This is a genomic window from Paraburkholderia lycopersici (assembly GCF_900096975.1).
Lineage (GTDB): Bacteria > Pseudomonadota > Gammaproteobacteria > Burkholderiales > Burkholderiaceae > Paraburkholderia > Paraburkholderia lycopersici.
The window spans coordinates 25,479-49,483 of sequence record NZ_FMYQ01000031.1 but is presented as its reverse complement, the minus strand read 5'-3'; the positions used below and the strand labels follow the sequence as shown (position 1 = coordinate 49,483).

Sequence of the window (24,005 nt, the reverse complement as noted above, 5' to 3'; positions counted from 1 at the left end):
GCTCTCACGTCAGACCTCACTCGATGCGCAGCGTGACCATGCGGTCGCTACGTCCGCCTTCGTATGCTTTCTGGTCCGGCTGATACATGCGGAAGAAGTGTGCAGGCGGCATTGTGAACGTGCCCGGCAACGCAAAGCGCACGAGTTGGCGCAACGTCACCGGACGGTCGAGCAGCGGCACGGGCTGGTGATAGCTCAGATCGCCCATTTCATAGGTCGCCGCGCGCCCGAACGGCTGTGGGCCGCTGCCGCCTTCGCCCGGACCAGGCAACCCCGAGATGCCGACGCCCCAGCTCGTCGCCTCGACCGAGCCGCCCGGCGGCAGCGGCACATCGAGCAGACCGTAATGGAACGCGGCGTTTTGCGGCGGTGTGAGCCTGACTTCGTCGACGTACAGGGCGTTGCTGTCGATCGCGTCGCCGGGTTTCATCCTGTGCGCGACGAACGTGAAATGCCCTTCCGCCTTGTCGGCATCGGTCGACGGCTTGACCGGATCGAGTCGATACAGCGTGCGCTCGACCTTCACCGGCAGGCGACTTTCCTGTGCCGCGCGGCTGCGATACGAGACTAGCGCCGACACGTCCGGACGCGCGCCGCCAATATCGAGCGACTTCGGGAGTCCGGCGCCCGTCCACGTCCAGACGCTCGCGCCAGTCGGCGTCGTCGCGCCCGTCCAGCCGCCGCCTTGCAGCGTCGTCGGCAACGGTTGTCCCGCGTCGCCCGAGCGAGAACCCGCCATCGCCCGGCGCAGCCACAGCAGCGTGAACGCGCGATCCACGGTCGGATACGACGCGCTGGTTTGCGACAGCACGGCGTTCGCGTCGACCGGCGCGCCCGCGTCGCCGACCATCGCAAGCAGGCTCTGGATCAGCGGCGACGGAGTCGACATCAGCGAAGCGCGCGCGAGCGCCTCGAGCGTATCGAAACCTTCGGGCAAGCTCGCGTGCGTCACCCGCGCGGTCCAGGCCGTAAGCACCACCGCTGCCTGCAATCCGCGCGCGGAATCCGGCCCGGCGAACACGAGACTGTCCTGGGGCACATACGCGCGGGCTGCCCCTTTCGCATCCCGATCGAACATCGTCGACGCGCGCTGTGCAAGCTGGCCAGCGACGCCCGCTACCGGCGTCGCGACCGGCTGGCCCATCTGCTGCAATAGCCACAGCGCGAGCGCACGCTGCAGCAGCGGTTCCTTCGCGCCGTTGTCGCGATAAACGTCGAGCGCATGCTGCCAGTTGCTGTCCGGCAACGTAATGCCGAGGCTGCGGCTCGCGAGCCAGTCCGCGTAATACGCATACGCCGTGATGAATGCGCTGCCGCCCGTCGTGTCGCCCCACCAGCCGAATGCACCGTTGATGCCCGCGAGTAGCGCGAGACGCTGGCGCTGATTGCGCAGACGCGCATCGAGACCTTGCGTCGCGCTCTGCGGTGCGGCGTTGTTGCTGAACGCATCGTGCGCGAGGGCGAGCGGAATCAGCCGGCTCGAAGTCTGCTCGGCGCAGCCGTACGGATATTCGATCAGGTCGTCGGCGACGCGCGCGAACTGGCTCGTGCCGTTCGACACGAGGCGCACGCGTACGTCCTGCGCATCCGGCGCGAGCGCGAGCGGCTTCGGATTCGCGTCGAACGTGACGGGCACTTCGCGCAGATCGAGCCAGCCCGGCGCGCCGAGCTTCACCGCGGTCCGCAGCCGGTCGATCGCCTTGCCGTTCACACTCAGGCTTGCATCGACGAGGCCCGGCGAGAGCGACACGCGCGGCAGCGACAGATAGTTCGCACCGGGCTTGAGCGTGATCTTGCGATTGTTCGCGAGGCCCGCGCCGTTCACCACCCATTGCGCGTCCACATCGGCGCTGCCCTGATTGAACGCGAGCATATCGATCACCGGCTGGTCCCCGCTGCGAAAGCTCGTGGGCCCGGTCCACTTTAGATAAAGCGGCTTGTCCGAACGCACGTATGCGATCCGCTGACCCACGGTGCCGTCGGCCGAGATCGCACGCACGGTAATGCGCCAGCGCGCGAGCGAATCGGGCATTTTGAACGCCATGCGCGCATGGCCGCTCGCATCGGTCAGCAGCTCGGCCTGCCATGCGGCCGTGTCGACGTCGTCGCGACGCGGGCGTTCGAGCACCTTCACGCCGCGCTCGTTATACTGCCCGCGCTGCGGACCGCCCGGCGCGCCACGCATCGCGGACGCCGCGAGGTCGTACGTGATGAACGAGAGGCTCGACGTCGTGCGCACGTTGTTGCGACGCGGATGGTAGAAGAAGTCGGAGATGTCCGGCGCGATCTCCGGTTGCAGCACGTACACCATTTCATCGACCACGCTCACCGTCAGGTGCGCCGGCAGCGGCTTGCCGCCGAGCGCGCTGCCGAGATCGAGCGTGACGGTTTCGCCAGGCGCGTAGACCGGCTTGTCGCTCGTCACGGCGAGATCGATCGAAGGCTTCGCGACCACGATGCCCGCGTTCTGGAATACGTATTCGCCGTCGTGCACGTAGGCCACGGAGAAGGTCATGTTCGGTGCGAACTCGGGGCCGACCTTGATGCGCCCCTTCCATTGCGTGGGCGCGACGCGCGTCAAGCTCAGCCAGTCGCCTCCCTTCGACAGCAATGCATGTGCTTCCACGCTGTCGCGTTCGAGCGTGAGCAGTGCGTCGTCGACCGCATACGGGAACGTGATCAGTGCTTCGGCCGTATCGCCGATCCGATAGTGGTCGCGGTCGAACACGATCTCGACGCTGCCGGGTATCACCTTGAGGCCATCCCCGGCCACCCAATGGCTTGCGGCCGCGAGCAGGTTGCCCGCGTCGTCCTTCACCGACAGCATGTACGAACCCGGCTCGCCGAAAGCCAGCGAGAAGTTCACTTTGCCATCAGCGCCCGCGGCGGGTAGCGTGCCATCGGACTTCGTCTGCGATTCGAGGCGCACCCACTCCCACTTCGCCGGCCTGTGCGCACCCGGCGCGTTGCTGCCCGCCGCGGCGGAATTCGCCAGCGCGGCGAGCGTGAACGGCACCGGCTCGTGCGGCTGCGAGAACGACTTCGCGGTGCTCAGGCGATACGGCGTCGCTCCGCGCGCGATCAGTACTTCGCGCGTCACGCGCACGCGGTACGCCGCGCCGTCCTGCGCAAACAGTGTGAGCGCATAGCGGCTCGGTTCTTTTGCGGCGGGCAGCGTGATGGACGCATTACCGTCGTCGTCGGTCTGCAGTTCCTGCTGCTCGAGCTTCACCGGAAAGAGGCCGGCATAGCGCAGCTCGCCATCGGCGATCGCCACCTTCTGCGCGCGCAGCGTGACCGACACCCGGCCGTTCCTGACCGGCTTGCCGTCTGGATAGCGCAGCGAAATCTTGCCCCTCGGCGTGTCGCCCGTCGCATAATCGGGCTTGTCCATCGTGAGATTCACGTCGAAGTGCGGTTTCACATACTCCGCGACGCGGAATGCGCTGCCGTAGCTGTCGCCGTTGTAGTTGAAACGCATGGTGTAGCCGCCGCCCTGCGCGGTGGTCGGCAACATGAAGTCTGTTTCGCCGCCCGTTTCCGATGCGAAATCCACGCTGCGCGTCATGATCGGCGCGCCGTTCGGGTCGAGCACCTCGAACTTGATTTGCGCGGGCGCGGCCGGCGTCGACTGATTCGCGCTCCGGAACGCCCGGCCGATGAATTTCACGTGGACGGCATCGCCCGGGCGATAAAGCGGCCGGTCTGTAACCGCGTAGATCTTCGTGTTGTAGATCTCGCTGTCGTAGTAGAAATTCTCCGATACGAAAACCCCGCCCCGCGGATCGCTGCCGATCACATAGCTGCGCTCCGGCGACAGGTGCTGCAACACCAGCGCGCCGTCGTCGCCGGTCGAGCCGCTCTGCAGCACACCCACGCCGTCGGTCCAGTTGACTTCGGTATTCGGCACCGGCTTGCCGTTGTCGCGCCGCGCGGTCCAGACGAGCACTCCGCTCGACGCCGCCTTCACGACCGCCACCGTGTCCGAGACGAAAAGCAGCGTGTGCGCACGATAGTTTCCGATGATCGCTTCGACGAGATAGAGACCCGGCGCCAGCTTGCCGACCGGGATCATCACGTTGCCGGACGATGCCGCGATGAAGTTGCTGCTGCTCCCTGCCAGATCCACGCCTTTGGGCGGCTGAATGCTCTTCGCGTTCCAGACCGGATAGCGGAATCGGCCAATCACGTCGTAACCGGGCAGCGGCGCAAAGCGCGACTCGGGTTCGAAGCGCGTCGGCTTGCCTGTCTGCTCGCCCAGCCCGAATTCGGGCTTCGCCTCGGTCACCTTGCTGCGCGTCGCGAACGACAACACGCGCTGCCACGCGCGCCGCGCGTCGCTCACCCAGCGGTCCCATAGATAAGCAAGCGTGTTCGCGAGTCCTTCGCCCTGGTAGTCAGGCTTGACGTTCAGGCGATGCAGGTTCTTCTGTGCCTTCAGGAATGCGAGCGGATGCGCCACCTTGTACACGACGATGTCCGCGCCGCCATAGCCTTCGAGCTGCGACTGGAACTCGCGCCCCGGCGCTTCCAGACGAACCTGCGCGAGCTGGTTGCTGCCGTAGCTCGTATCGGAAAGCAGGAAGAACGGCTGCCCCTGCACGACCTGGCTGTCGTAAGCGCTCGGCTTTGGCACACCCAGCGTTGGATTCGCGTCGATATTCTGCTGCGCGGTATTGTCGGCCTTGTCCTGATCGTCGGCCCATGCGGGACGCGATCCCGCGCCGACGAACAACACACATACGGCAATCAGCGCTGAAACGAGCAAACGTTGCATGGCAGCACTCATGGTGTCAAAAATGCGAGACGAAACACACCGGCGAAATTCGGATTGCCGTCGACCGGCTGCCAGCGAGAGTCTTTCCATTGCATCAGGTCAGGAACGGCGACGGCGCGCAGCCCGCTGTCGGACAGCGTAACGGTGCCTGTGTGATAAGCGATGTAGCGATCGAGCCAGATCATCAGATGCTGATCGTCGCCCTGGTCGAAAAACAGCAAGTCGCCCGGCAGCGCCTGATTGACGTCGCGCGAAACGAAGCGGCTGTTGCGCTGGACGAGCGCGATGGCCGACACATATGCGCCCACGCTGCCGTCGATGCGTGTCCAGCGGTTCGCGAGCATGCGTTGCCATGGGGTCAATTGCAGTTCGGGCGGCAGACGGCTCGCGTTGGCGGCATCGTTCATGCCGTTGGCCTTGAGCCAGCGCGCGTCGTGCTCGCGCAGCGCCTCCGTCGCGGCGAAACGCACGAGGCCCGCGCAGTCGCGCTGCGTCCAGCGTGGCGTCGGACCGCGCTGCACCTGCTGATCGACGATGCGCACGAACCACGCACGAAAGAACGTTGATTGCCCGGGCGTGAGCGCATCGGGATCGGGTTGCGGCTGAGCCGGCATCAGCGCGCGTGCCGGACCGGCGAGCGCGACGCCCAATGCGGCAGCACATCGCTGTAGAAAGCGGCGACGCATCGTCAGTTGCCGCTCGTGCCAGGTCGAGCCGACTGATCGTCGGCGCCGGGCACGGCCGCACCGCTATCCGCGGCGCCCGTCGTGCCCAGCGGACGACCCGCGGCATTGTCGTCGCGCGGGCCCACGCTCGCGCGCGGCTCGACGTGCCATTCCACCGGCACCCACCCGGCCGACGACGGCAGCGAGTCCGGCAGGCTCAACGAGACCGGCGCGTAGCTGGCGACCGCGTGCAGCTTCGGCAACAGATGCGCGCGCGCCGCATTGCGGAAAATGGCTTCCTGATCGGCAGGCAGCGTGCGCCCTGCTTCGCGCTCGACCAGCGCGGCCGCGGTGGCAGGCGTCAGCGACACCACCGATGTCGAAAGACGCTGTGGCGACAATGTGTCGGCGATCGCAGGATAACGCTTGTCGAGCACCGCGAGCGTGTCGTCGACGAGGCGCGCATCAGGCGAGAACACCACATAGCCGTGCGCCAGCGCGAGCGTGACCGGGAAGTAGCGCGGCGACGAAAGTTGCGCCGCATACGGTGAGCCGGCGCTTTGCGCGGTCCCCGAACGTGCGCTCACCGGGCGCATCCAGAGCGTGGCGCCGCCGGGGGCTTCGCGCGTTTGCACCGGCAGCCGGCGATAGCCGGCGGCGTCGTTCGCCCTCGCTTCATACGCGCCGATGGCGTCGGGGAACACGTCCGCCAGCGCGCTCCTGATCTGTGCGAGCCGGGCGGGATCCCGCGCGACTTCGGGCTTCAGGCGTGCGACGAAAACGGGCGCCACAAGTGTCGATTTCGCGTACCAGCAGACGGCGGCAGGCCCGGTGAACTGCTCGCGCAGCACATTCGCGGCCGCCTGTTCGCCGTTGCGGAGTTCGCCGAGCATATCGGCCGCGTCGCTCCAGTCGACCGGCACGCTTGCGCACGCGGCCGCGTTCGAGGGCAACGCGCGCCACAGTTCGGCGCTGTCCCAGTGCTGCGGCAAGCGTCCCGGATCGATCAGCGCGGCGGTGTTCCACTTGCCGTTGCCCGAAGCGGAGAAATCGAAACGCACCGCATCGATGCCCGGGAAAAAACCCTGGTAACCGAACGACAGATAATTGACCGAGACGATCAGGCGATGCCCGTTCCCGTTGGCCGGCACGGCGTCGAGGTGCCAGGCGCGCATCGCATCGGCGCCGCCGTCGTCGAGCATCTGCGCCAATGCTTTCGCGCGTTCGCCGATGGTCTTGCCGTTCTCGTCGAGCAGAATGCCCGGCTCCGACATCGCGATGAACTGCTCGCCTTTTGCAGCAAAGAGCAGCGTATGGCCGACCGCGAGCTTGAGTGCATAAACCGGCACGTCGCCGGACAGCGTGGCGACCTTGCTAAGCTGGCTGTCGCTCGCAGCTACATTGCCCATGGCCTGCATCAGCTTCAAGAGGCCGTTGCGGCGCATCGTCATCACCCAATAGCCGAGACGGCCGTCCGGCGAGCGCCATAGCAGCACGCGCGACGGCTCGTCGAGCACGCGCTTGATGAGCTCGTCGCGCCATTCGAGATCGTGCTCGAACGCGAGCCGGCGCAGTGCGCCTTCGGCGGAAAGCCGGGTGCTGTTCGATTCGTAGTAATCGACGAAATCCTGCGTCAGCAACGTCTGCAACAACGGCACGCGAACGATGTCGCGGGGCAAATGCGAAAGCGCGACGCTGTCGATCATTGCGTCGGGATAGTGGATATCGAATGCCACCGCGTGTGGCTGGATCTCCAACCTTCCGCCAAAGGGTCTCCAGATTGCCTGAACAGCGATTAGCCCCGCTATCAGAACGGCAATCGTCAGCGCAATCTTCCTACGCGTTAACTTCATGGAATAACCTGCCCTCAACGGTTTGCTGATTTTGTTGTTCCAGCTTTTTGCAGCCCGACTCAGAAAGTCGCTAATGTTATATTTTTCTTAAAAACATGAACACTTCGCAATGGAAAATTGATTAAAATTTACGAAAATTTTGTTAAAAAAATCCAATAATATTTCTCCGATACTTGTTACAAGCATCAGAATTCTGCGTGAACCAGGTTCGTGCCGGAAACTGTGCAGTGAATAGCTACCGGTCCCTGCGGGCATATCCGAACTATTGGGCCGTCAGGCAAGCAACGTATCGCTCAAGTATCAGCTTCGGCAATTCCCGCCTGCACGCGTCGAACAATCGTCATGATCGAAAGCACGATCCACAGCCGCCACAACCAGGGTGCGATAGCGCCAACCGGCAGCCCGATCCCGATCCACAGTGCAAATGCGCCAAGTGCGAATGCCCGGTCGCTTTTGCCGAATGGGCCATCGTAGCGCCGGCTCGCCCCGGTGAGCGGGCCGATCAAGCCGGCACATTCGACCACCACGGCGATGAGCGCAAACAGCCAGACGTCTGCCGTCGATAACGCCGGTATCGCGAGAAACGGCAATACGAGCGCCACATCCGACACGATGTCGCCAAGTTCGTTCAGGTAAGCGCCGCGTGTGCTCTTCTGCCCATGCTCGCGCGCCAGCATGCCGTCAATCGCGTTAAGGGCCATGCGAACAAGCAGCCACAAGGGAATCAGGAGAAACAGTGGCCGCGCGAACATGCCGAGTCCCGCGATCGCACCAGCAACAATCGAGCCGCCCGCTGCAAAGAGCGTGACCTGATTGGCCGTTACGCCGCGCCTCGCAAGAGTATCGGTCAGCGGCCGAAGCAGATCCTGGAAACGTGGTTTGATGGCATAGAGGCTCATTTTGGAGTACGTAAGAGGATCAAGTTTGCAATCCAGCAAGATCAGGTGCCAGATTTGCCCGCGGAGCACGAGAAAGCCGATATATTATCGGCGACTTTGAAAACGTCAATAGTTTTCAATACGAATTGCATCAATAGGATGCCTGTAATTACGAGATATACATGAATTTTGCAAAATTTATTAAATTCGAAATTCATTTAATTCACGTCAACAATCAGAGAGAATTGATCTTTTGTCGATCAGTCATTTGCTCAAACGGCGGATGCTGATCGCTAGCTATCTTTTAAATCCGTCTTCTCATGAAAATCTGTCACATCTGGCAGCGTGATTTCCTGCTCAGTGTCGTGCGTCTCGTCGCAGGCGCCTATCCTGTCTGGCACGATGATGCACCGTCGCCGCAACAGAAGATCTACTTTTCGAACCATACAAGTCATATTGACACGCTGGCGATTCTCGCTGCGCTACCCCGAAATGTGCGCGCGACTATCCGGCCAGTGGCCGCTCGCGACTATTGGGACAGCAACAGGTTCAGGCGTCACGTCGCACAGAAGCTGTTGAACGTCGTGTTGATCGACCGCCACCGCGAGACCGGCAACGATCCGCTTGATCCAGTGCGCGAAGCGCTCGCACAAGGCCATTCGATCATTCTCTTTCCCGAAGGCACGCGTAGCACGGATGCATTGCCCCAATCGTTCAGGAGCGGCCTGTTTCATCTCGCGACAGAATTCCCGGACGCCGCGCTTTCGCCTGTGTACCTCGAGAACCTCCAGCGAATCATGCCGAAAGGCGCGGTCTGGCCCATACCGCTGATCTGCAAGGTGCACTTTGGCGAAGATGAGCGGCGTAGCCAGAACGAAGACAAGACATCGTTCCTCGCCCGCATGCGCAATGCGGTCGTCAGACTCGCGCCACAACGGCCGGCAAGCTAAACGCAGCTTTTCCTTCCATACCAGGACATCGACATATGCATACCCTCTTCTGGGAACTGGTTGCAGGCGTAACCGCCACGCTTGCGATTGCAACCATCATCGGTGCAATTCTCAGCGTGCGCAGCGGCGGCCAGAACCCGACGATCGCAAATCTGAACCAGCGCATCCGGGCCTGGTGGGCGATGATCGCCGTGATGGCGGTCGCGATCGGCCTGGGCAATAACGTGACCTACGTCGTGTTTGCGCTGCTGTCTTACCTGACGCTGCGCGAATTCATTACGCTCACGCCGACGACAGCGAGCGACCACACGACGCTCTTCATCGCCTTCTTCATTGCGATTCCGGTCCAGTATCTGTTGCTCGCAATCGGCTGGTATGGGATGTATTCGATCTTTGTCCCCGTGCACCTGTTCTTTGCGATGTCGCTTGTCTCCGCACTTACTCAGGATACCAAAGAGTTCCTTGGCCGAAACGCGAAAATCAACTGGGCGCTGATGGTCTGTGTCTATGGATTGAGCCACGCGCCTGCGGTACTTATTCTGGACATTCCGCATTACGCCGGGCAAAACGCGTTGCTGCTGTTTTTTTTTTCGTTGTCCAGATCAGCGATGTGTTCCAGTATGTCGTCGGCAAGCTATTCGGTCGCCGCAAGATAGCCCCGCGCCTCTCGCCTTCGAAGACCATCGAAGGTTTCGTGGGAGGCGGCCTGCTCGCGACGCTGTGCGGCGCGTCACTCTATCGTGTCACACCGTTCAGCTTTGGTGCCGCATTCGGCATCTCGCTCGCAGTCGTGATCGCCGGCTTCGTGGGCGGGCTCGTCCTCTCTGCCGTCAAACGCTCGCTCGACACAAAGGACTGGGGCACCCTGATCGCCGGCCACGGTGGCGCGCTCGATCGCGTCGATTCCATCTGTTTTGCTGCACCGGTATTCTTCCACCTCGTTCGATTCGCGTATGCATGACCGGCTGCGGACGTGCAAACAGCAGAAGCACCGCGTTTTACGCAGACCATTGCCTGGAGAGTGTTAGTACTTTCAGCCAAACCGATGGTCAATGATCGGCGTTCGGTGCTGCGCGTGGCGCAGGAGCGCCAGGGCCAGCCCGGTGCAGTGATTCTGGTTGGACGCACGTTGCAGTCCACGTGCGAAAGCGGACCGCTCGGGCTGTGACGGCAACAAGCGCAAGCGAGGCAACAAGATTCATATGACTGTCGGTACGTTTGGCCTGCTGCTCGCGGTACACATTACGCCTGCCAACACAAACTCCAACGGAATACGCTGGAGCAAGCGAATGGTGGGCGGTTAAGCACCCGCGCTTCCAGTCTCGCGGGCGGCTGCCTGGGCACACGCCCGGGGTGCCGGGCATACATGCCGGCCAGTCGTTCACTGAGCAATCGCGCCGACCGGCGCACGATGAAGCGGGAGTCACAACCGGGTGTGCGCATGATGCTGTCACGCGACTCGCCGTCCTCAAGCATCAGGATCAACTTCGCGCGTCGCACGTCCGCCGCGTGCACCGTCCGGCTACGCGCGGCCGACAGCAGTTGCTCCCGCTCCATATCTGTCAGATTCATTTACCCATGACCTGGATCTGAACACAGATGGGGTGCTAATTCAATGACGCATTCGACTAGTCGCAGTTCCTGAATCATGCCGGATCTTTCCAACTCCGACTAGTCCGGAATTCCGGGCAGCCTCAGTTTTTTCATGTCGCCATGGGTACCGGATCTGTCCGAAAGTTCATCACACCTTCCAGGGAAGGCTGCGGCGGCGACGCCGTGGCCTTACCCGCCCACAAAACTATCTCTTACTTTAGGCTTCCTAAAATATTTTTGTCCGCTAAAGAAAGTTCACAACACCTTCTAGAACATGTGCACGATGCCAGCCGCAACAGCGGTCTGATTCCGGCCAGCGACAATGCTTGAACCGAACCCGGATGCCCCGAGATCAGACCCGTTGCTGTTTTTCACATATGTCCCTTCGATATAGAGTTGGGTTTGCTTCGATAGAGCGTAGTCCGCCTGAACGCCAAAACTGACTGGACGCTGATCGGCCGAACGAATGTCGTGATAGAAAATAGCCGCTGAAAGCTGCAGCGGAACCGTGACCCGATACTGGGCACCAGCATAAAACATGTTCTGATGCTGGGCAGTTGCTATTACGCTACTCATATACCATTCATAACCCCCAAAGAATTTCATTTGACTGAACGCATAGCTGCCCGCAGCCACGAAGCGCTGCTCCTTCTGGTTCCCGGTACCGCTCGAGTTACCATTTCGCTGCTCGAAGATGATGGCCAGGGTCGCGGGCCCACTCGCATATTCGCCACCGATGTCGTATTCCTTGCCAACGCGAAACTGACCTGGTAACGGGCCGCTACCACTCACCGAGTCGTAACCAAAGCTGTACATCGCGTCGAAGTTGAACGGACCGATATTGGTCACGTACTTTACCGAATTGTCAGCTCTGTTCACCACCTGCGTATCCTGATCGTCGAGGCCATATGATGACCAACTGAGTGGATCAAGTCCGAGCAGATAATCATATAAAACAGTTTTCTGCCGACCAAAGGTCACTGCTCCGAACGGTGTATCCAGGCCAACGAATGCCTGGCGACCGAATAGGCGCCCCCCCTGCAGCAACGCCCCGTTGCCGATATTGAAGCCCGATTCGAGTGTGAATATGGCGGCATAGCCATTGCCCAGATCCTCTGTCCCCTTTAGTCCGACTCGGTCGCTATACCAGCTCCCGGACGTTTCCCGCAGCACCGAATGAGGAGTAGAACTCGTACCTCCTGCATTGGTGAGGTACTCGATGCTGGTATCCAGTATGCCGTAGAGCACCACGCTGGAACCCGATGCGCATGCAGTTCCCGACGCCAAGCCAACCGAAGCCATCAGTAGACCGCTGAAGATTGTTATTTTATTATTCATAATACCTTTCATTTTATGTAGTATTCCTATATGTTAATTTATAAAAAAAATTACTCTCAAAGCTCCTAATCTGAGAAATGTACAAATTCAATTAACACAATTTTGAATCCAGCGAAAAAGTTTAGGATCTGGGTGACTTGTCACGACCTGAGCTAGAACTGCTTACTATGTCATCGAGCGAAATCCCGTTTGTTTCGGGAATCATGCAGGCACACAGGATGACGATTAGATATCCCACTCCGGCAGCCAGAGGAATGGATGTTCCGAGAGGGATTTTTTCAGCAAGCCAACCAACTGCAAGAGGAGCGAGCCAGTCGCTGTGACGCGACGCACTACCAATGTATTGCAGGGTCTCACAACCGAGATCACTTGCCTTTGTGGGGGGAGCCACCTGTAGCGATATGATCCCGCGGCTCCTCTTATGGGAGGCGATGTCACGGAAATGCGGCGGGCTACAGATAGACGAGCCGATATCCGACCCAACGTCGAAAAATGGATTGCTAGCGCACATGGCAGCAGCCGCGGTCACGCCCGGCGAACCGACTGGCGTGACCGCATGATCTTCCGGATTCTTCGCAATACCGCCGATCTCATGACTGGTTTGGCAATCCGTGAAATGGAGACGCGGATTGTCTTCACCGATCAGGACGACCCCAGCGTTATTCAGATGGCTGACGGCATTCGAATCGCCGACTGCGGAAGCGCCGCGCCACAGAGAACCGCAAGTTGTTGCGATTGGATACAGTATTCCGTTTGTCAAACGAAAAAAATACCCGATACTTGCTTTGCACCCACGCGCCATATCAAGGGCCCTGCCCAAATTCGCAAGTATGATTGTCTTGACCCACGAGTTGTCGCACGTGATCAATACGTGGGATATCTCCAACAGATCAGGCGAGCAAGCGTTATTTTCATGCGTAACCGGCCCGACCTGCCACATAAGTATGTGCCGGCCGACGGCGCCAGAGTTAGATCCACAGCTAGCAAACATCCTGATGTCCCTCAAAAGTACTCTGTATACTTTGTGAGGCCATATTTATCGTGTCAAGACTGGATTCGGAGTTTTCGAGGTAGTTGCGCGAATTCGCCCGGCGTCAAATGCTTGAGTGCCATGTGAGGTCGGGTCTCATCGCAGTCCCGCTGCCAGGCCCTCGATCTCGCATTTCGCTTCAGCCAAAGATTCGAACCAGTGCAGGTTCAGACATTCGTCCCGGCATGAACCATCGAACGTCTCGATGACGCTGCTAGCCGTGGGTTTGCCCGGCCGGCTGGAGTCGATTTGCGCTTTTGTAGTGGTGCGCCCACACATATCCAGCAAACGGCCAGAGAATTCGCTGCCGTTATCGGCAAACAGGAATCGCGGGGCCCCGCGCGAGGCCACCAGAAGCTTCAGCGCCGACACGACGTCGTCCGCACACAGGCGCTTCCCCACTTCAATAGCAAGCGCCTCACGGCTGAAGACGTCCACGATGGTGAGGGCTCGCAGACGAGTGCCGTCGGCCAGCTGGTCTGCCACGAAGCAGGCTCCAGACCTCGTTGGGGCGGGTCGGCACGCAACGTTACCGACGCGACACGACCATCTTGCGTCGCCTGGGCAGCTTTGAGCGTAGCTGTAGTGATCGATGATCCAGGTTACAACCCACCTCTTCAGCGCGGGCGGGGCCACATTTTTGTGGCGACGTCCTGCAGGATCGCATTGTCCTGGCCGAATTCCGCAACCAGCTTTTTGAGCCGTGCATTCTCGTCCTGCCGTTGCTTCAGTTCTCGAACCTGGTTCGACTCAAGGCCCGCGTACAGCTTCTTCCAACGGTAACAGGTCTGCTCGGATATCCCAAAGTTAACGGGTCCAGGTCTGCGACTGCCATGCCCAGCGCAGCCTGCTTGAACGCAGCCACAATCCGCTCCACCGAGTGCTGTTTGCGTTTCATCACCAACCTCCCGTTCATATCGGGAAAATTGCTCCGAAACGCTAACACTCATTCCTAGCCAGGTTTTCCATAGCAGATCAAGCTGTGTGACTCTCGGACATCGATTCAACAAAAATGCGTCCCGCCATCCACTCGAAATCGTCACCCGCGCCATCTCGATCCGCTCCTTCGTAAGCGTTCATGGTCGCTCAAAAGCGGGGCGAAAAATAATGGTCCCAGGACAATCGGGCGAAAATAACGACAATCGCCAATCGGCTGATTGCGGGCGGATGGCGGCGGGCAGGCGGCGCTTCAGCGGGCTACGTGATCGAGGTAGTACTGCGCCGCGCGCGTGACGTGGCGCTCGGCCAGCAGCGCCGCGAGCGACGCATCGCCGGATTGGACGGCGCGCAGGATGGCCGCATGTTCGTCCCATGTGAGGCGCACTTCTTCGTCCGTGGCGTTGACGAACAGCATGCGGGTGCGGTCGCGCAGCGAACGCATGAGGTCGGACAGCATGGAATTGGCGCCCGCCGCGTAGAGCAGGTCGTGAAAGCGCGCGTTCAGTTCCAGCAGGCCCGCGGGATTGCCGGCGGCCACCTTGGCGTTGCCGGCTTGAAGCACCTCGCCGATCTGCCTGACCAGTTCTGGCGTGCAATGCTCGGCGGCAAGCCGCGCATTGAGCCCTTCGAGCGTGGCGCGGATCTGCACCATTTCGCGCGCCGCCGACGGGTCGAGCGACGCGACCACAGCGCCATGGCGAGGCCGCACCTCGACCAGCCCTTCGGCGGCGAGCGCGCGTAGCGCCTCGCGCACCGGCACGCGCGACACGTCCAGGTCCTCGGCAATGCGGCCCTCGACCAGCCGGTCGCCCGGCTTGTACTGCCCCAAGGTGATCGACTCGCGCAGGCGGGCGATCACCAGCTCCGAAAGCTGCTTGTGCATGATCGGCTTGCGGCCGCCCGCCCCACTCGCACCGCTTGCCTCGACGGCTCCCCGCACCATGTTCCTTTCTCCACGATCCACGATCAGACTGTTGCACCCGAACTGCTGGCGCAATTCTAGCAGCACCCGGGGTTTTCGTAGACTGTACACATGATACGAAGCACGCTCTGCCTGCGCGACGTCAAATTTGCGCGGGCGGCATTTGTGGTCCGCTTTTTCTCCTTCTTCCGGTTACGTTGCGCGCTGCGTCGACGCCATGAACGCGAGTATCTCCCGCCCGAGCGTCTCTTCGCCGGAATTGAAGTGCGCGACGATCGACGTGTGATTGTGGCCGCGCATCTGCACGAAGCGCGGCGGCACGCCGCGATGGCGCAGCAGCGCGAGGAAAAAAGCCGCCCCGTAGTCGTCGAGGAAGCGGTTTTCGTACTCGGCCACGGCGATCATCACGGGCACCGCGGAGCGGGCCGCGTGTGTGAGCGGCGAGCGCTCGGCGTAGCGCGATCCGTCTTCGCCGAAATACCGGCGCACGGGGCCCGCGTTCGGATTGCGCGTATCGACGTCGGCATACAGGCGCGCGCTGATGAGCACGAGGCCCGCCACGCTCTCCGGCGGCACGCCTGGCGTGAGCGCGGGATCGAACAGGCAGCTCGCCGCATGCGCGCCGCCCGCCGAATGGCCGATCAGGAAGATGCGCGACGTGTCGATGCGCCAGCGCGCGGCATGCTCGCGCACCCACGCCAGCGCCAACGCCACATCTTCGGCGCCGCCGGGCCAGGGAGCCTCGTCGGCGAGCCGGTATTCCACGTTCACCGCCACGCAGCCCTGGCGGGCGAACCAGTGGCAGACGTTGTCGTAAATCTCGCCGTTCACGCTCTTGCTGCCGCGCACGAACGCGCCGCCATGCACGAACAGCACCGCCTCGCGCAGTGCGCCGCCCTCGTGCGCGGCGTACTCCGGTGCAAAGACGTCGAGCACCTGGCGCGCATTCGGCCCATAGGCGATCTCGCGCTCCACCTGCGTGCTCTCCCTCGGCGCGGCGGCCACGACCGGCGTATAGCAATCGATCACGATCTTGCGGTTGCCGACGATGTCGTCATTCCAGCGCGGGCCGAGCTCCAGCAACTGCTTGCGCTGCACGCCGCTCAGCGCGCTGAACGGCTCGTGCGCGGCGAGCTCGCTTTGTTCGTCTCGATCGTCTGTCACCATGACACGCTCACGTTCCCTTTGATGAAGGTCTGGCACGCCATGCGGTAGCCGCTCGCCAGTTCTTCGGCGCTCAGGTGGCGCCGCTCCTTTTGCTTGACTTCGTCGGTGTGCTCGCGGCCCGCCTCGACCCTGCACTTGCAGGTGCCGCACAGGCCGCCACCGCACTTGAATGGAATACCGCCCTGCTCGCGCAGCGACACGCGCAGCAAGTTGCTGTTCTCCGGCGCCTCGACCGTCTTGCCGCCATTGCTCAGGAAAGTAATCTGAACCATTGTTAATCCGGGAATCCTTGATTTTCACGGCGAATCAGCTTCGCCTCGTTGTGCCCGTGTCCGGTGAGGTCCTGAATGGAGCCCAACGCCTCGCGCAAGCTCGCGAACTTCTCGAAGAAGCGGGTGGGCACGAGGTTGACGCCCTGCGCGCCGCTGCCAGGCGCGGACTCCTCGACGATGCGCACACGCGCCTCGCCATCCAGACGCGCCACCATGAACGCCGCCACGTGGCGCGCGCCGTAGAAGTAGTCGTGCGTTTCGATCGGTGTGATGCCGTCGGTCGGCTCGCTGTGGTACTGGCCGGGCCGGCTCGTGAGTACGATATACATGCGCTCTCCGGTTATTGCGCTGTTCTTGTGGGCCCGTGCGCCCGGCGCTCAGGCCTCGACGGGCAGTTCGTCCTGCTCCAGTTCGATGTCGTGCTCGATCCATAGCTGGCACGCCAGCCGGTAACCGGCTTCGAGCCGCTCGCCCAACTGCTTTTTCTCCTTCCAGTTGGGCGGGGGCAACTGATCGCCGCCCGAGAGCACGCGGCACGCGCAGCGCGCGCATTTGCCCATGCCGCACTCGTAGCGCAAATGCGGAAACGGAAACTGCTTGATGCCCGCACGAACGACCAGATTGGTGTTTTCCTTGACTTCCCCTCTGTAGGCTTCCCCGTTCCTGTGGAACACGACGACTGGCATGCATCCTCCTCGGACCAAAGCAACTGGCCCTCTCGCACCGTTGCTTGGGCCACGGACGCAGTGTAACCTATATTCGAACACTGTATACTGTATTAAAAAAGGAACCTGGCTTGTGCGAATCGAAGCGCCACGCGCGCGTCAGTCACCGCGACAGGGGTCTATCCTCGGCGCCACTGTTCCAATTTACGTATATCGCATACCGAAATTCCCATATGTAACGCGCTTGATTCACTCACCACCAAGGACCTCCTCCCATGATTCACGTCACCGATCGGCAGATCGACGAACTCATCGACTTCGAGCAGGCCATGCCAGCCCTCGAAAGTGCCTTTCGCGACCAGGCCCGTGGCAACGCCGCGGTACAGCGGCGCGTGCGCACCGAAGCGGGTGCGACCAAACTCTCCACGCTGGGTGCGGTGCTGCCCGAAGCCGATGTCGCAGCCGCCAAGGTCTACACGACCCTTCGCGGCCAGTTCAATTTCGTGATCGTGCTGTTTCGCGCCTCCGACGGCCAATGCCTCGCCACGCTCGACGCCAACGCCATCACGCGCTTGCGCACTGCCGCCACTACCACGCTTGCTATCCAGCGCCTCGCGCGCACCGACGCGCAAACGGCGACGATCTTCGGCACCGGCGTACAGGGGCGCGCCCACGCGCATGCGATTGCACGCTTCACGAACCTGAAGACGCTGCGCATTGTCGGCATGGAAGGTCACGCAGAACTGGCTCACGCACTCAACGCTGCTTATGGCGCGCAAGGCGTGCAGGCTCGCGCGATCGAGGCCGGGTGCGCAGCCGAGGTCCTCGACGACGCCGATGTCATCATCACGGCCACGCGCGCCACCACGCCGCTCTTCGACGGCCTGGCGCTAAAGCCGGGCGCATTCGTTGCCGCCATCGGCTCCAGCCTGCCGCACGCTCGCGAACTCGACGACACGACACTCGCGCGCGCGAGCCGCATCGTGGTGGAGTTGCGCGATCAGGCGCGCGAGGAAGCCGGCGATCTCGTGCTGGCAGCGCCGGGCGTGGTGGACGATTCGAAGCTCGTCGAGCTAGGAGACGTGCTGGAGAACGCCGCACATGGCCGGCAGCGCGACGACGAAATCATCGTCTATAAGGCGGTGGGGATCGGGCTTCAGGATGCGGCGCTCGCGGCGCTGGCGTATCGCGCCTTTGAGGCACGCGCGAAGTAGAAATTGAAAAGCAGCGGGCTGGCGCTTTCCGCCGGCCCCGGATCACCCTGGCACCTCCTCATCCGGCCCGCGAGCGCCGCAAGCCCATGCGCTGCGCGAATGGCACGAACACCACCAGCGCGGCCATCGCAATGCTCAGGAGCCAGTGCGCGAAACGCTCGTTGCCGCACCGTCGCCGAGCGCGTCCGCCGCCGCGCGCAGCGCCTGCGCCACGTGAGGATCGGCGAGCAGCATGCCGGCCGCCATCCAGCCGAGCAGCGCGGAACCAAGCCAGATCGTCAGCGGAAAACGCTCGATCACGCTTCATCGACCGCATCCTCCGCCTCCCATGCGATGAGGTTGGCCGCCGAGGGCGCCTTCACGCGGCCGGGCACCACGAAGAACCTCGTGAGCGCGACCGCGCTCACCACGAGCCGAGCGAGAGGCCGAATGCGGTGTTCGCCACGGCGAGCATGTCGGCTGCCGCCGCCCTCGCGCTGATGCCAGCGCGACCTTGATCACGTAATCGGACGAGAGCGCCATGCCCTGCCCCACGATCACGATGGCGGCCGCGGCGGCAAGCCCGCATACACGGCGGCCGGAATCAGGATCGCGACCACGAGCGGCACGGCGGGCGTTGGCCAGAAGAACAGGGAGATGAGGTAGGTGATGAGCACGAGAATGAAGAACGCCACATGCCCGTTGACCATGATGCACGCGAACGGGCGCACCATGCGCACGTCGGCGCCGGGCGCGCGCAGGCCGGTGAGCAGCGCCATCATGAGCGCGACCACGAGAGAGATATTGAACAGTTCGTGAGCGGGGGTCAGGCTGACCATGAAGATGGCCTGAAAGCCGGTGAGCAGCTTGCCGGACCACGCGAACACCACCGCGAAGGTCGCGAGAATCGCGGGCACGACGACGTTGGCGCGAAAGATCATCGTCGCGATGATCGCGACGACGCCAGCCAGATAACCAAAATTTTTAGACTATATTAGGACTGGAAAGTAATAAACACGATGCCATCAGCTAGTGATGGTGTCGGGGACGATGGAGCGCGGTTTCAATACAATGGGCATTGCATCTGGCCCCCCAAAAAACGGCCGCGAAAATCGTGCGAGCTGCGTTTGTTCGAAGGGGCGCCGCGCGCGAAGCGCGCCTCATGTTTCGCGCGCGGCGTGTCAAATCCCGGCCGGCGCGGGCTGCGGATGCTGGAACGTGAAGCTGTCCGCGTACAGATAGCGCACGCTCGCGCCATTCGCGAGAAACGCGCGCCGCGCGTCGGCGATCATGCCAGGCGAGCCGCACAGGTACAGCGCGTGCTCCGAGAGATCGGTGTGATCGGCGAGCACGGCGTCCTGCACATAGCCGCGCGCGCCGGCCCACGCCTCCCCCGCGCGCGAGAGCACGGGCACATAACGAAAGTCCTCGTGACGCGCGGCCAGTTGCGAAAAGTGCTCGTGCAAATAGAGATCGGCTTGCGTGCGCGCACCCCAGTAGAGATCCACCGGCGGTGCGTCGTCCGCTGCGAGAATCGCCGCAAGCATGCCGGCGAGCGGCGCCACGCCCGTGCCCGTGGCCGCCATCACGATCGGGCGATAGTCCTCCTCGTGATAGCCGAAACCGCCGAGCGGCCCCTCGACATCGAGCGCGTCGCCCTCATGCAGCGTGCCGAGGAGCGTTTGCGTGAAGTAGCCGCCCTCGATCTCGCGAATCTGCAACTCGATGTGGGTATCGCCGGGCTGCGAGGCCATCGAGAAGCTGCGCGAGCCGGCCTCCCCCAGCAGCACGTTCAGATACTGGCCGGGCCGGAAGACGAAAGGCGCGCCATCGTCGAAGGCGAGCACGAGGCGCGTGACGTCGCCGCACAACTTTTGCGTGCGCACCACCGTTGCGCGGCGCCGCCGCGCGGGTGCCGGCGCGTCGAGCACGCGCTCGGTGCTGATCGCCAGATCCGTTTGCGCGCGGGCCTGGCACATGAGCGCGTAACCTTGCGCCGCCTCGTCGGGGGCGAGCGCGAGCGGCGGCTCGTCGTAATGCACGCGCCCCTGCACCAGTTTCACACGGCAGGTGCCGCAGCCGCCAAACTCGCATTCGGCCGGCAGCGTCACGCCCGCGCGCCGCGCGGCTTCGAGCACCGTTTCCGTTGCGGATGCAACGAAATTGCTCTGCGCCTCTATCCATGTGACACGAAAGCTCGTGGACGTCACGTCGGGCCTCGCTTCTCAAAGCTTGATGTCAGGTTGCACGAGCACTTCGCGGCCGCTTTCGCGCAACAGGTCGCGCAGCGCGCCGAGCGCGGCAAGACCCGCCTGCGTGTCCTGCTCGCCGTTGCCGCCCGAGAGTCCCACACCGCCCACCACCTGCTGGTCCACGACAATCGGAAAGCCGCCCACGAAAGCCGCAAAGCGCCCTTCGAAGCTCCATTGAATGCCGAACGCCTCGTTGCCGGGCAGCGCGGGGCCGTTGGGCGGCGTGGTGAACAAATGCGTGGAACGCTTGTGGCCCGCAGCCGTGAAGGCCTTGTTCCAGGCGATCTGCGGGCCGGTGATGCGGCCGCCGTCCATGCGTTCGAGCGCGAGGGGAAAGCCGCCTTCGTCGACCACGCAGATCGACTCGAGCACGCCGATCTGCTGCGAGCGTGCGATCGCCGCTGCGATCATGTGGCGGGCTTCGGCCAGTTCGAGTTTAAAAAATGCTTTCATGGCTGGGTAACGATATCGATGAGAAAAAGAGTGACGCACCGTGACAGACGCGTTGTTACGCGCCGCGATAGACGGTCTTGGTCTGTAGATAGAACTCGAGCCCGTTGCGCCCCGACTCGCGGAACGTGGCCGTGCTCGAACGCTTGAGCCCGCCAAACGGCGCGTTGACGAGGTTGCCCGTGGTCGTGCGGTTGATCTTCACGGTGCCCGCCTCGATGTCGTTCGCAAAGCGGTGCATGAGTTGCGCGTCGCGCGTGACGAGCGCGGCGGCAAGCCCGTACTCGCTGTCGTTCGCCACGGCAATGGCGTCGTCGTAATCGTCCACGTCGATCACGGCGATCACCGGCCCGAAGATCTCCTCGCGGGCAATGCGCGCGTCGCGCGGCACGCCGGAAAATATCGTCGGCATGACGAAGTAACCGTGTGCGTATTCGCCGTGCTTGAGTTGCTCGCCACCGCACACGAGCGTGGCCTCCTTCATGCCTACCGCGATATAGTCGAGCACGGTTCGCAACTGACCGGCCGTGGCGAGCGGGCCCACGTCGACGCCCGGCGTCATGCCGTTGCCGACCACGAGCGCGGTAGCCCTGGCCGCCAGACGCTCGACGAATTCCGCTCGGATGGCGCGCGCCACCAGCACGCGGCTCGTGCCCGTGCAGGCCTGGCCCGCGAGCGAAAAGCCGCCCTTGACGGTGAGATCGACGGCACGGTCGATATCGTCCGCGTCGAGCACGATGAGCGGATTCTTGCCGCCCAACTCCATTTGCGTGCGCGTGGAAAGCGAGGCCGCGCGGTGAATCTGCTCGCCCGCGGCCGTCGATCCCGTGAAGGAAATCGCCCGCACTTCACGCGCACCGACGAGTGCAGAGCCGATCGCGCCTGCGCTGCCCGTAACGAAATTGAGCACGCCCTTCGGAATGCCGGCCTCGACGAACGCCTCGGCGAGGCGCAGGCCGCTCAGGGGCGCGTCCGATGCCGGCTTGAACACGACGGTGTTGCCGCAGATGAGCGCGGGGGCGATCTTGCGCGCCGGAATCGACACCGGAAAATTCCACGGAGAAATCACGGTCACGACGCCGAGCGGTTCGCGCACGGTATAGACCATCATGCCCGCGTCGTCGCTCGGATAAGTTTCGCTGCCGTATGACTGCGCTTCGACGGCATAGAAGCGCAGGGTCTGCGCGGCACGCACGAATTCGTCTTTCGCGAGCGCCTTTTGCTTGCCCTCCTCGCGCGTGAGTTCTTCTCCAAAGCGGTCGGCGTGGTGTTCGAGGTAGGCCGCCGCGTCGAGCAGGATCTTCGCGCGCGCGGCCGGTGCGAGGCGCTTCCACGCGCCGAAAGCCGAAGACGCGGCGCGCACGGCCGCGAGCGCGTCCGCTTCGGTGCTGGCCTGAAAGCGGCCCACCACGTCGCGCGTGTCGGCGGGGTTGACGTTGTCGAATGTGGCGCCCGCGAGGCTCGCGCACCATTCGCCGTCGATGTAGTTAAGAAACGTGGGAACGTTAGTCATGAATGCAACGGTCCTGCAAAGTAAGGTCTTGACCGCGCGCGGGCCGCCGCGTTCGCGCCGCGATGGCGCGGCGCACGGGCAGCCCGGCGCGTGCGTGGCGCTCAGGCCGCGAGGCCCAGTTCCGGCAGCGGAATTTCCTTTTCGACGTAGTCGTAATAGAGCGCCGTGGTGTACAGCAGACGCATTTGCGCCCCCACCTCGCAGATCTTCAGGCAGCGCTGCTGAAGCTCCGGCGTGTTCGCATGCTCCAGCACGATCTGATAACCACGTTCGCCGTGAATCTCGTCGGAAACGATATGGAGATCGAAGAATTCGACTTCCTCGTCGGTGAACTTGTACAGGTCGCGCAGCGTGGGCGTCTGCCTGCGGTAAATGGACGGCACCTGCGATTCGAGCCCCACCACCAGCGCCGCCACCGCCACCACCGGGTCTTCGCGCATCGCGGTCGAATAGCACCAGCCCTGGAGACCGCGCGTGGTGGGCGACATGTTGTCGGGATCGACCACGCGCTCGCGCGTCGTGCCGCACGCTTCGGCGAAACGGATCAGCAGGTCGGTGTGGCGGTCGCCGCCAATCTCTTCCTCGTACATGTTGGCGAGCAGGAAATCCTTCGCCTCGGTCATGTGGTCGGGCGTGCGCGCATAGAGGTAGCCGAGGTAGTCGGCGAACGGCCCGACATAGTGGTAATGGTTTTCGGCCCATCGGGCGAGGTGCGCGCGCGTGAGCTTGCCGCTCGCCCACGCGATGCTGAACGGCGCCTTGTTGGCGCTCTTGCCCTTGATTGCCTCTTCGAGTGCCGCGCGGAAGGTCTCGCGGTCCATCAGCTCTGCCATGTGTGACTCCTTCGTTCAGGGTTGGAAATCCGCCGCACAACGCCAGCGGATCAGTGACTCGATTCATTTCGGTACACTGTATACATAATTCTCGGGGAAGCCAACCCCGCAAAAATCCCAGGTGCGGCTAGAACGCATGGCGCAAGCCGATCGCTACCGCCGACTGCCTGTTGCTGCTCGCCGCCGCGATGGACTGTGCGACCTGCGCGTCGCCCAGCGCGCGCTGCATCGTGGCGAACGCATAGCGCCGCGTGCGCTTCGAGAGCGCGTAATTGAGCGCGGCGTTGTACTGGAGGTACCGCAGGTCGCCGTCGTTCGCGTCCACGAAGCCGTCCGCGTAAGTCACGCCCAGGCCCGCCGACAGCGCAGGGTGAAGAACACCATGCCGTTCACTTCGTAGTTCATGAAGTTGACGTCCTGCCCTTCAAAACCCGCCGCCCTGATTGCTCGTGCAGATCGCCGGAACATCGATCAAGCCATAAAGCGTGACCTTCTCTGCGCATGCGCTGTCGTCTCCGCGAAGCACCCGAGCCCTGCCTGACTCCAGAAAGTCCTTTTCATCCGGGATTCTTGTTTCGCTGAAAGATGAGCCGCAACAGGACGCAAGCGCCTCGCTTCAAGGCGCCCCCACTTATTTACGTATTCGGTATGCAAAAACGCGACACGCAATTCGACAAAAAGATTTCGCGCTCGGCACCACGAGGCGAACCAGCGG

General features: G+C 62.6%; 21 protein-coding genes and 3 pseudogenes. 4 read left to right on the top strand and 20 right to left on the bottom strand.

Annotated elements, in window-relative coordinates; all coding sequences use genetic code 11:
- Nucleotides 1–16 precede the first annotated feature (16 nt).
- The 4 genes from BLU17_RS26610 to BLU17_RS26595 all read right to left on the bottom strand — a co-directional run bounded on the left by BLU17_RS26610 (nucleotide 17) and on the right by BLU17_RS26595 (nucleotide 8,194).
- Nucleotides 17–4,777 (bottom strand): alpha-2-macroglobulin family protein, encoded by a 4,761-nt coding sequence (locus BLU17_RS26610; protein WP_092003747.1) that lies wholly within the window; start codon nucleotides 4,775–4,777, stop codon nucleotides 17–19.
- Between the two features lie 8 nt (nucleotides 4,778–4,785).
- On the bottom strand, nucleotides 4,786–5,463 hold the full coding sequence (locus BLU17_RS26605; protein WP_092003744.1) for a DUF1175 domain-containing protein: 678 nt from the start codon (nucleotides 5,461–5,463) through the stop codon (nucleotides 4,786–4,788).
- 2 nt (nucleotides 5,464–5,465) lie between these two features.
- The gene (locus tag BLU17_RS26600; protein ID WP_092003741.1) at nucleotides 5,466–7,295 is read right to left on the bottom strand and encodes a DUF2138 domain-containing protein; all 1,830 of its coding nucleotides are present in this window, start codon (nucleotides 7,293–7,295) and stop codon (nucleotides 5,466–5,468) included.
- Between the two features lie 293 nt (nucleotides 7,296–7,588).
- Entirely contained in the window at nucleotides 7,589–8,194 is a 606-nt protein-coding gene (locus BLU17_RS26595; protein ID WP_092003738.1) for a CDP-alcohol phosphatidyltransferase family protein, read from the bottom strand.
- 299 nt (nucleotides 8,195–8,493) lie between these two features.
- Here BLU17_RS26595 and BLU17_RS26590 point away from each other — a divergent pair, with 299 nt between their 5' ends.
- The 3 genes and pseudogenes from BLU17_RS26590 to BLU17_RS34005 form a co-directional block, all read left to right on the top strand.
- Nucleotides 8,494–9,123: a lysophospholipid acyltransferase family protein gene (locus BLU17_RS26590; RefSeq protein WP_092003735.1), complete on the top strand. Its 630-nt coding sequence runs from the start codon at nucleotides 8,494–8,496 to the stop codon at nucleotides 9,121–9,123.
- Between the two features lie 35 nt (nucleotides 9,124–9,158).
- Nucleotides 9,159–10,084: pseudogene (locus BLU17_RS26585) on the top strand (phosphatidate cytidylyltransferase).
- A gap of 84 nt (nucleotides 10,085–10,168) precedes the next feature.
- A pseudogene (locus tag BLU17_RS34005) lies at nucleotides 10,169–10,379 on the top strand (IS5/IS1182 family transposase); the annotation flags it as partial.
- On the opposite strand, the gene BLU17_RS26575 reads toward BLU17_RS34005, so the two are convergent.
- The 9 genes and pseudogenes from BLU17_RS26575 to BLU17_RS26535 all read right to left on the bottom strand — a co-directional run bounded on the left by BLU17_RS26575 (nucleotide 10,366) and on the right by BLU17_RS26535 (nucleotide 17,070).
- Nucleotides 10,366–10,695, bottom strand: a complete 330-nt coding sequence (locus BLU17_RS26575) for a COG3415 family protein (RefSeq protein WP_245747026.1) — start codon at nucleotides 10,693–10,695, stop codon at nucleotides 10,366–10,368. The pseudogene BLU17_RS34005 and the gene BLU17_RS26575 sit on opposite strands and share 14 nt — an antisense overlap.
- A gap of 288 nt (nucleotides 10,696–10,983) precedes the next feature.
- Nucleotides 10,984–12,066 (bottom strand): porin, encoded by a 1,083-nt coding sequence (locus tag BLU17_RS26570; RefSeq protein ID WP_092003732.1) that lies wholly within the window; start codon nucleotides 12,064–12,066, stop codon nucleotides 10,984–10,986.
- Nucleotides 12,067–12,175: 109 nt separating this feature from the next.
- Nucleotides 12,176–12,856, bottom strand: coding sequence for an amidase family protein (locus BLU17_RS34640; protein WP_425434147.1), 681 nt, complete (start codon nucleotides 12,854–12,856; stop codon nucleotides 12,176–12,178).
- Nucleotides 12,857–13,098: 242 nt separating this feature from the next.
- Nucleotides 13,099–13,982, bottom strand: a pseudogene (locus BLU17_RS26560) (integrase core domain-containing protein).
- Between the two features lie 291 nt (nucleotides 13,983–14,273).
- Entirely contained in the window at nucleotides 14,274–14,966 is a 693-nt protein-coding gene (locus tag BLU17_RS26555) for a GntR family transcriptional regulator (RefSeq protein WP_092003726.1), read from the bottom strand.
- Nucleotides 14,967–15,137: 171 nt separating this feature from the next.
- Nucleotides 15,138–16,112: an alpha/beta hydrolase gene (locus BLU17_RS26550; protein ID WP_092003723.1), complete on the bottom strand. Its 975-nt coding sequence runs from the start codon at nucleotides 16,110–16,112 to the stop codon at nucleotides 15,138–15,140.
- Nucleotides 16,106–16,384 carry a 2Fe-2S iron-sulfur cluster-binding protein gene (locus BLU17_RS26545; RefSeq protein ID WP_092003720.1) on the bottom strand — a complete coding sequence of 93 codons (279 nt, stop codon included), beginning with the start codon at nucleotides 16,382–16,384 and terminating at the stop codon, nucleotides 16,106–16,108. The genes BLU17_RS26550 and BLU17_RS26545 overlap by 7 nt, the downstream gene beginning before the upstream one ends.
- Nucleotides 16,385–16,386: 2 nt before the next feature.
- Nucleotides 16,387–16,713 carry a hypothetical protein gene (locus BLU17_RS26540; RefSeq protein ID WP_092003717.1) on the bottom strand — a complete coding sequence of 109 codons (327 nt, stop codon included), beginning with the start codon at nucleotides 16,711–16,713 and terminating at the stop codon, nucleotides 16,387–16,389.
- A gap of 48 nt (nucleotides 16,714–16,761) precedes the next feature.
- Complete coding sequence (locus tag BLU17_RS26535; protein ID WP_092003714.1) at nucleotides 16,762–17,070, bottom strand: 2Fe-2S iron-sulfur cluster-binding protein; 309 nt, start codon at nucleotides 17,068–17,070, stop codon at nucleotides 16,762–16,764.
- Between the two features lie 254 nt (nucleotides 17,071–17,324).
- Between BLU17_RS26535 and BLU17_RS26530 the strand changes: the two genes are divergently transcribed.
- Nucleotides 17,325–18,263 carry an ornithine cyclodeaminase family protein gene (locus BLU17_RS26530; RefSeq protein WP_092003711.1) on the top strand — a complete coding sequence of 313 codons (939 nt, stop codon included), beginning with the start codon at nucleotides 17,325–17,327 and terminating at the stop codon, nucleotides 18,261–18,263.
- 135 nt (nucleotides 18,264–18,398) lie between these two features.
- On the opposite strand, the gene BLU17_RS33340 is transcribed toward BLU17_RS26530, so the two are convergent.
- From BLU17_RS33340 to BLU17_RS26500, 7 genes are all read right to left on the bottom strand, one after another.
- Entirely contained in the window at nucleotides 18,399–18,563 is a 165-nt protein-coding gene (locus tag BLU17_RS33340) for a hypothetical protein (RefSeq protein ID WP_176929203.1), read from the bottom strand.
- 236 nt (nucleotides 18,564–18,799) lie between these two features.
- Nucleotides 18,800–19,183: a hypothetical protein gene (locus tag BLU17_RS34470; RefSeq protein WP_342713870.1), complete on the bottom strand. Its 384-nt coding sequence runs from the start codon at nucleotides 19,181–19,183 to the stop codon at nucleotides 18,800–18,802.
- 240 nt (nucleotides 19,184–19,423) lie between these two features.
- On the bottom strand, nucleotides 19,424–20,452 hold the full coding sequence (locus tag BLU17_RS26520) for a 2Fe-2S iron-sulfur cluster-binding protein (RefSeq protein ID WP_092003708.1): 1,029 nt from the start codon (nucleotides 20,450–20,452) through the stop codon (nucleotides 19,424–19,426).
- A 15-nt stretch (nucleotides 20,453–20,467) separates the two neighbouring features.
- Complete coding sequence (locus BLU17_RS26515) at nucleotides 20,468–20,947, bottom strand: GlcG/HbpS family heme-binding protein (RefSeq protein ID WP_092003706.1); 480 nt, start codon at nucleotides 20,945–20,947, stop codon at nucleotides 20,468–20,470.
- Between the two features lie 55 nt (nucleotides 20,948–21,002).
- Complete coding sequence (locus BLU17_RS26510) at nucleotides 21,003–22,457, bottom strand: aldehyde dehydrogenase family protein (protein ID WP_092003702.1); 1,455 nt, start codon at nucleotides 22,455–22,457, stop codon at nucleotides 21,003–21,005.
- 101 nt (nucleotides 22,458–22,558) lie between these two features.
- The gene (locus BLU17_RS26505) at nucleotides 22,559–23,290 is read right to left on the bottom strand and encodes an iron-containing redox enzyme family protein (RefSeq protein WP_092003699.1); all 732 of its coding nucleotides are present in this window, start codon (nucleotides 23,288–23,290) and stop codon (nucleotides 22,559–22,561) included.
- Nucleotides 23,291–23,417: 127 nt separating this feature from the next.
- A complete protein-coding gene (locus BLU17_RS26500; protein ID WP_176929202.1) occupies nucleotides 23,418–23,636 on the bottom strand; it encodes a hypothetical protein in 219 nt (72 codons plus the stop codon).
- Nucleotides 23,637–24,005: the final 369 nt, after the last annotated feature.

Bases quoted from the DNA above. Each gene is read 5' to 3' on its own strand.
- BLU17_RS26555 (WP_092003726.1), bottom strand. From the start codon at position 14,966: ATGGTGCGGGGAGCCGTCGAGGCAAGCGGTGCGAGTGGGGCGGGCGGC.
- BLU17_RS34640 (WP_425434147.1), bottom strand. From the start codon at position 12,856: ATGGCGCGTGGGTGCAAAGCAAGTATCGGGTATTTTTTTCGTTTGACA.
- BLU17_RS26600 (WP_092003741.1), bottom strand. From the start codon at position 7,295: ATGAAGTTAACGCGTAGGAAGATTGCGCTGACGATTGCCGTTCTGATA.
- BLU17_RS26570 (WP_092003732.1), bottom strand. From the start codon at position 12,066: ATGAAAGGTATTATGAATAATAAAATAACAATCTTCAGCGGTCTACTG.
- BLU17_RS26590 (WP_092003735.1), top strand. From the start codon at position 8,494: ATGAAAATCTGTCACATCTGGCAGCGTGATTTCCTGCTCAGTGTCGTG.
- BLU17_RS26505 (WP_092003699.1), bottom strand. From the start codon at position 23,290: ATGGCAGAGCTGATGGACCGCGAGACCTTCCGCGCGGCACTCGAAGAG.
- BLU17_RS26610 (WP_092003747.1), bottom strand. From the start codon at position 4,777: ATGCAACGTTTGCTCGTTTCAGCGCTGATTGCCGTATGTGTGTTGTTC.
- BLU17_RS26595 (WP_092003738.1), bottom strand. From the start codon at position 8,194: ATGAGCCTCTATGCCATCAAACCACGTTTCCAGGATCTGCTTCGGCCG.
- BLU17_RS26540 (WP_092003717.1), bottom strand. From the start codon at position 16,713: ATGTATATCGTACTCACGAGCCGGCCCGGCCAGTACCACAGCGAGCCG.
- BLU17_RS26605 (WP_092003744.1), bottom strand. From the start codon at position 5,463: ATGCGTCGCCGCTTTCTACAGCGATGTGCTGCCGCATTGGGCGTCGCG.
- BLU17_RS26535 (WP_092003714.1), bottom strand. From the start codon at position 17,070: ATGCCAGTCGTCGTGTTCCACAGGAACGGGGAAGCCTACAGAGGGGAA.
- BLU17_RS34470 (WP_342713870.1), bottom strand. From the start codon at position 19,183: ATGATCTTTCGCGCCAACGTCGTCGTGCCCGCGATTCTCGCGACCTTC.
- BLU17_RS26515 (WP_092003706.1), bottom strand. From the start codon at position 20,947: ATGAAAGCATTTTTTAAACTCGAACTGGCCGAAGCCCGCCACATGATC.
- BLU17_RS26575 (WP_245747026.1), bottom strand. From the start codon at position 10,695: ATGAATCTGACAGATATGGAGCGGGAGCAACTGCTGTCGGCCGCGCGT.
- BLU17_RS26545 (WP_092003720.1), bottom strand. From the start codon at position 16,384: ATGGTTCAGATTACTTTCCTGAGCAATGGCGGCAAGACGGTCGAGGCG.
- BLU17_RS26530 (WP_092003711.1), top strand. From the start codon at position 17,325: ATGATTCACGTCACCGATCGGCAGATCGACGAACTCATCGACTTCGAG.
- BLU17_RS26510 (WP_092003702.1), bottom strand. From the start codon at position 22,457: ATGACTAACGTTCCCACGTTTCTTAACTACATCGACGGCGAATGGTGC.
- BLU17_RS26550 (WP_092003723.1), bottom strand. From the start codon at position 16,112: ATGGTGACAGACGATCGAGACGAACAAAGCGAGCTCGCCGCGCACGAG.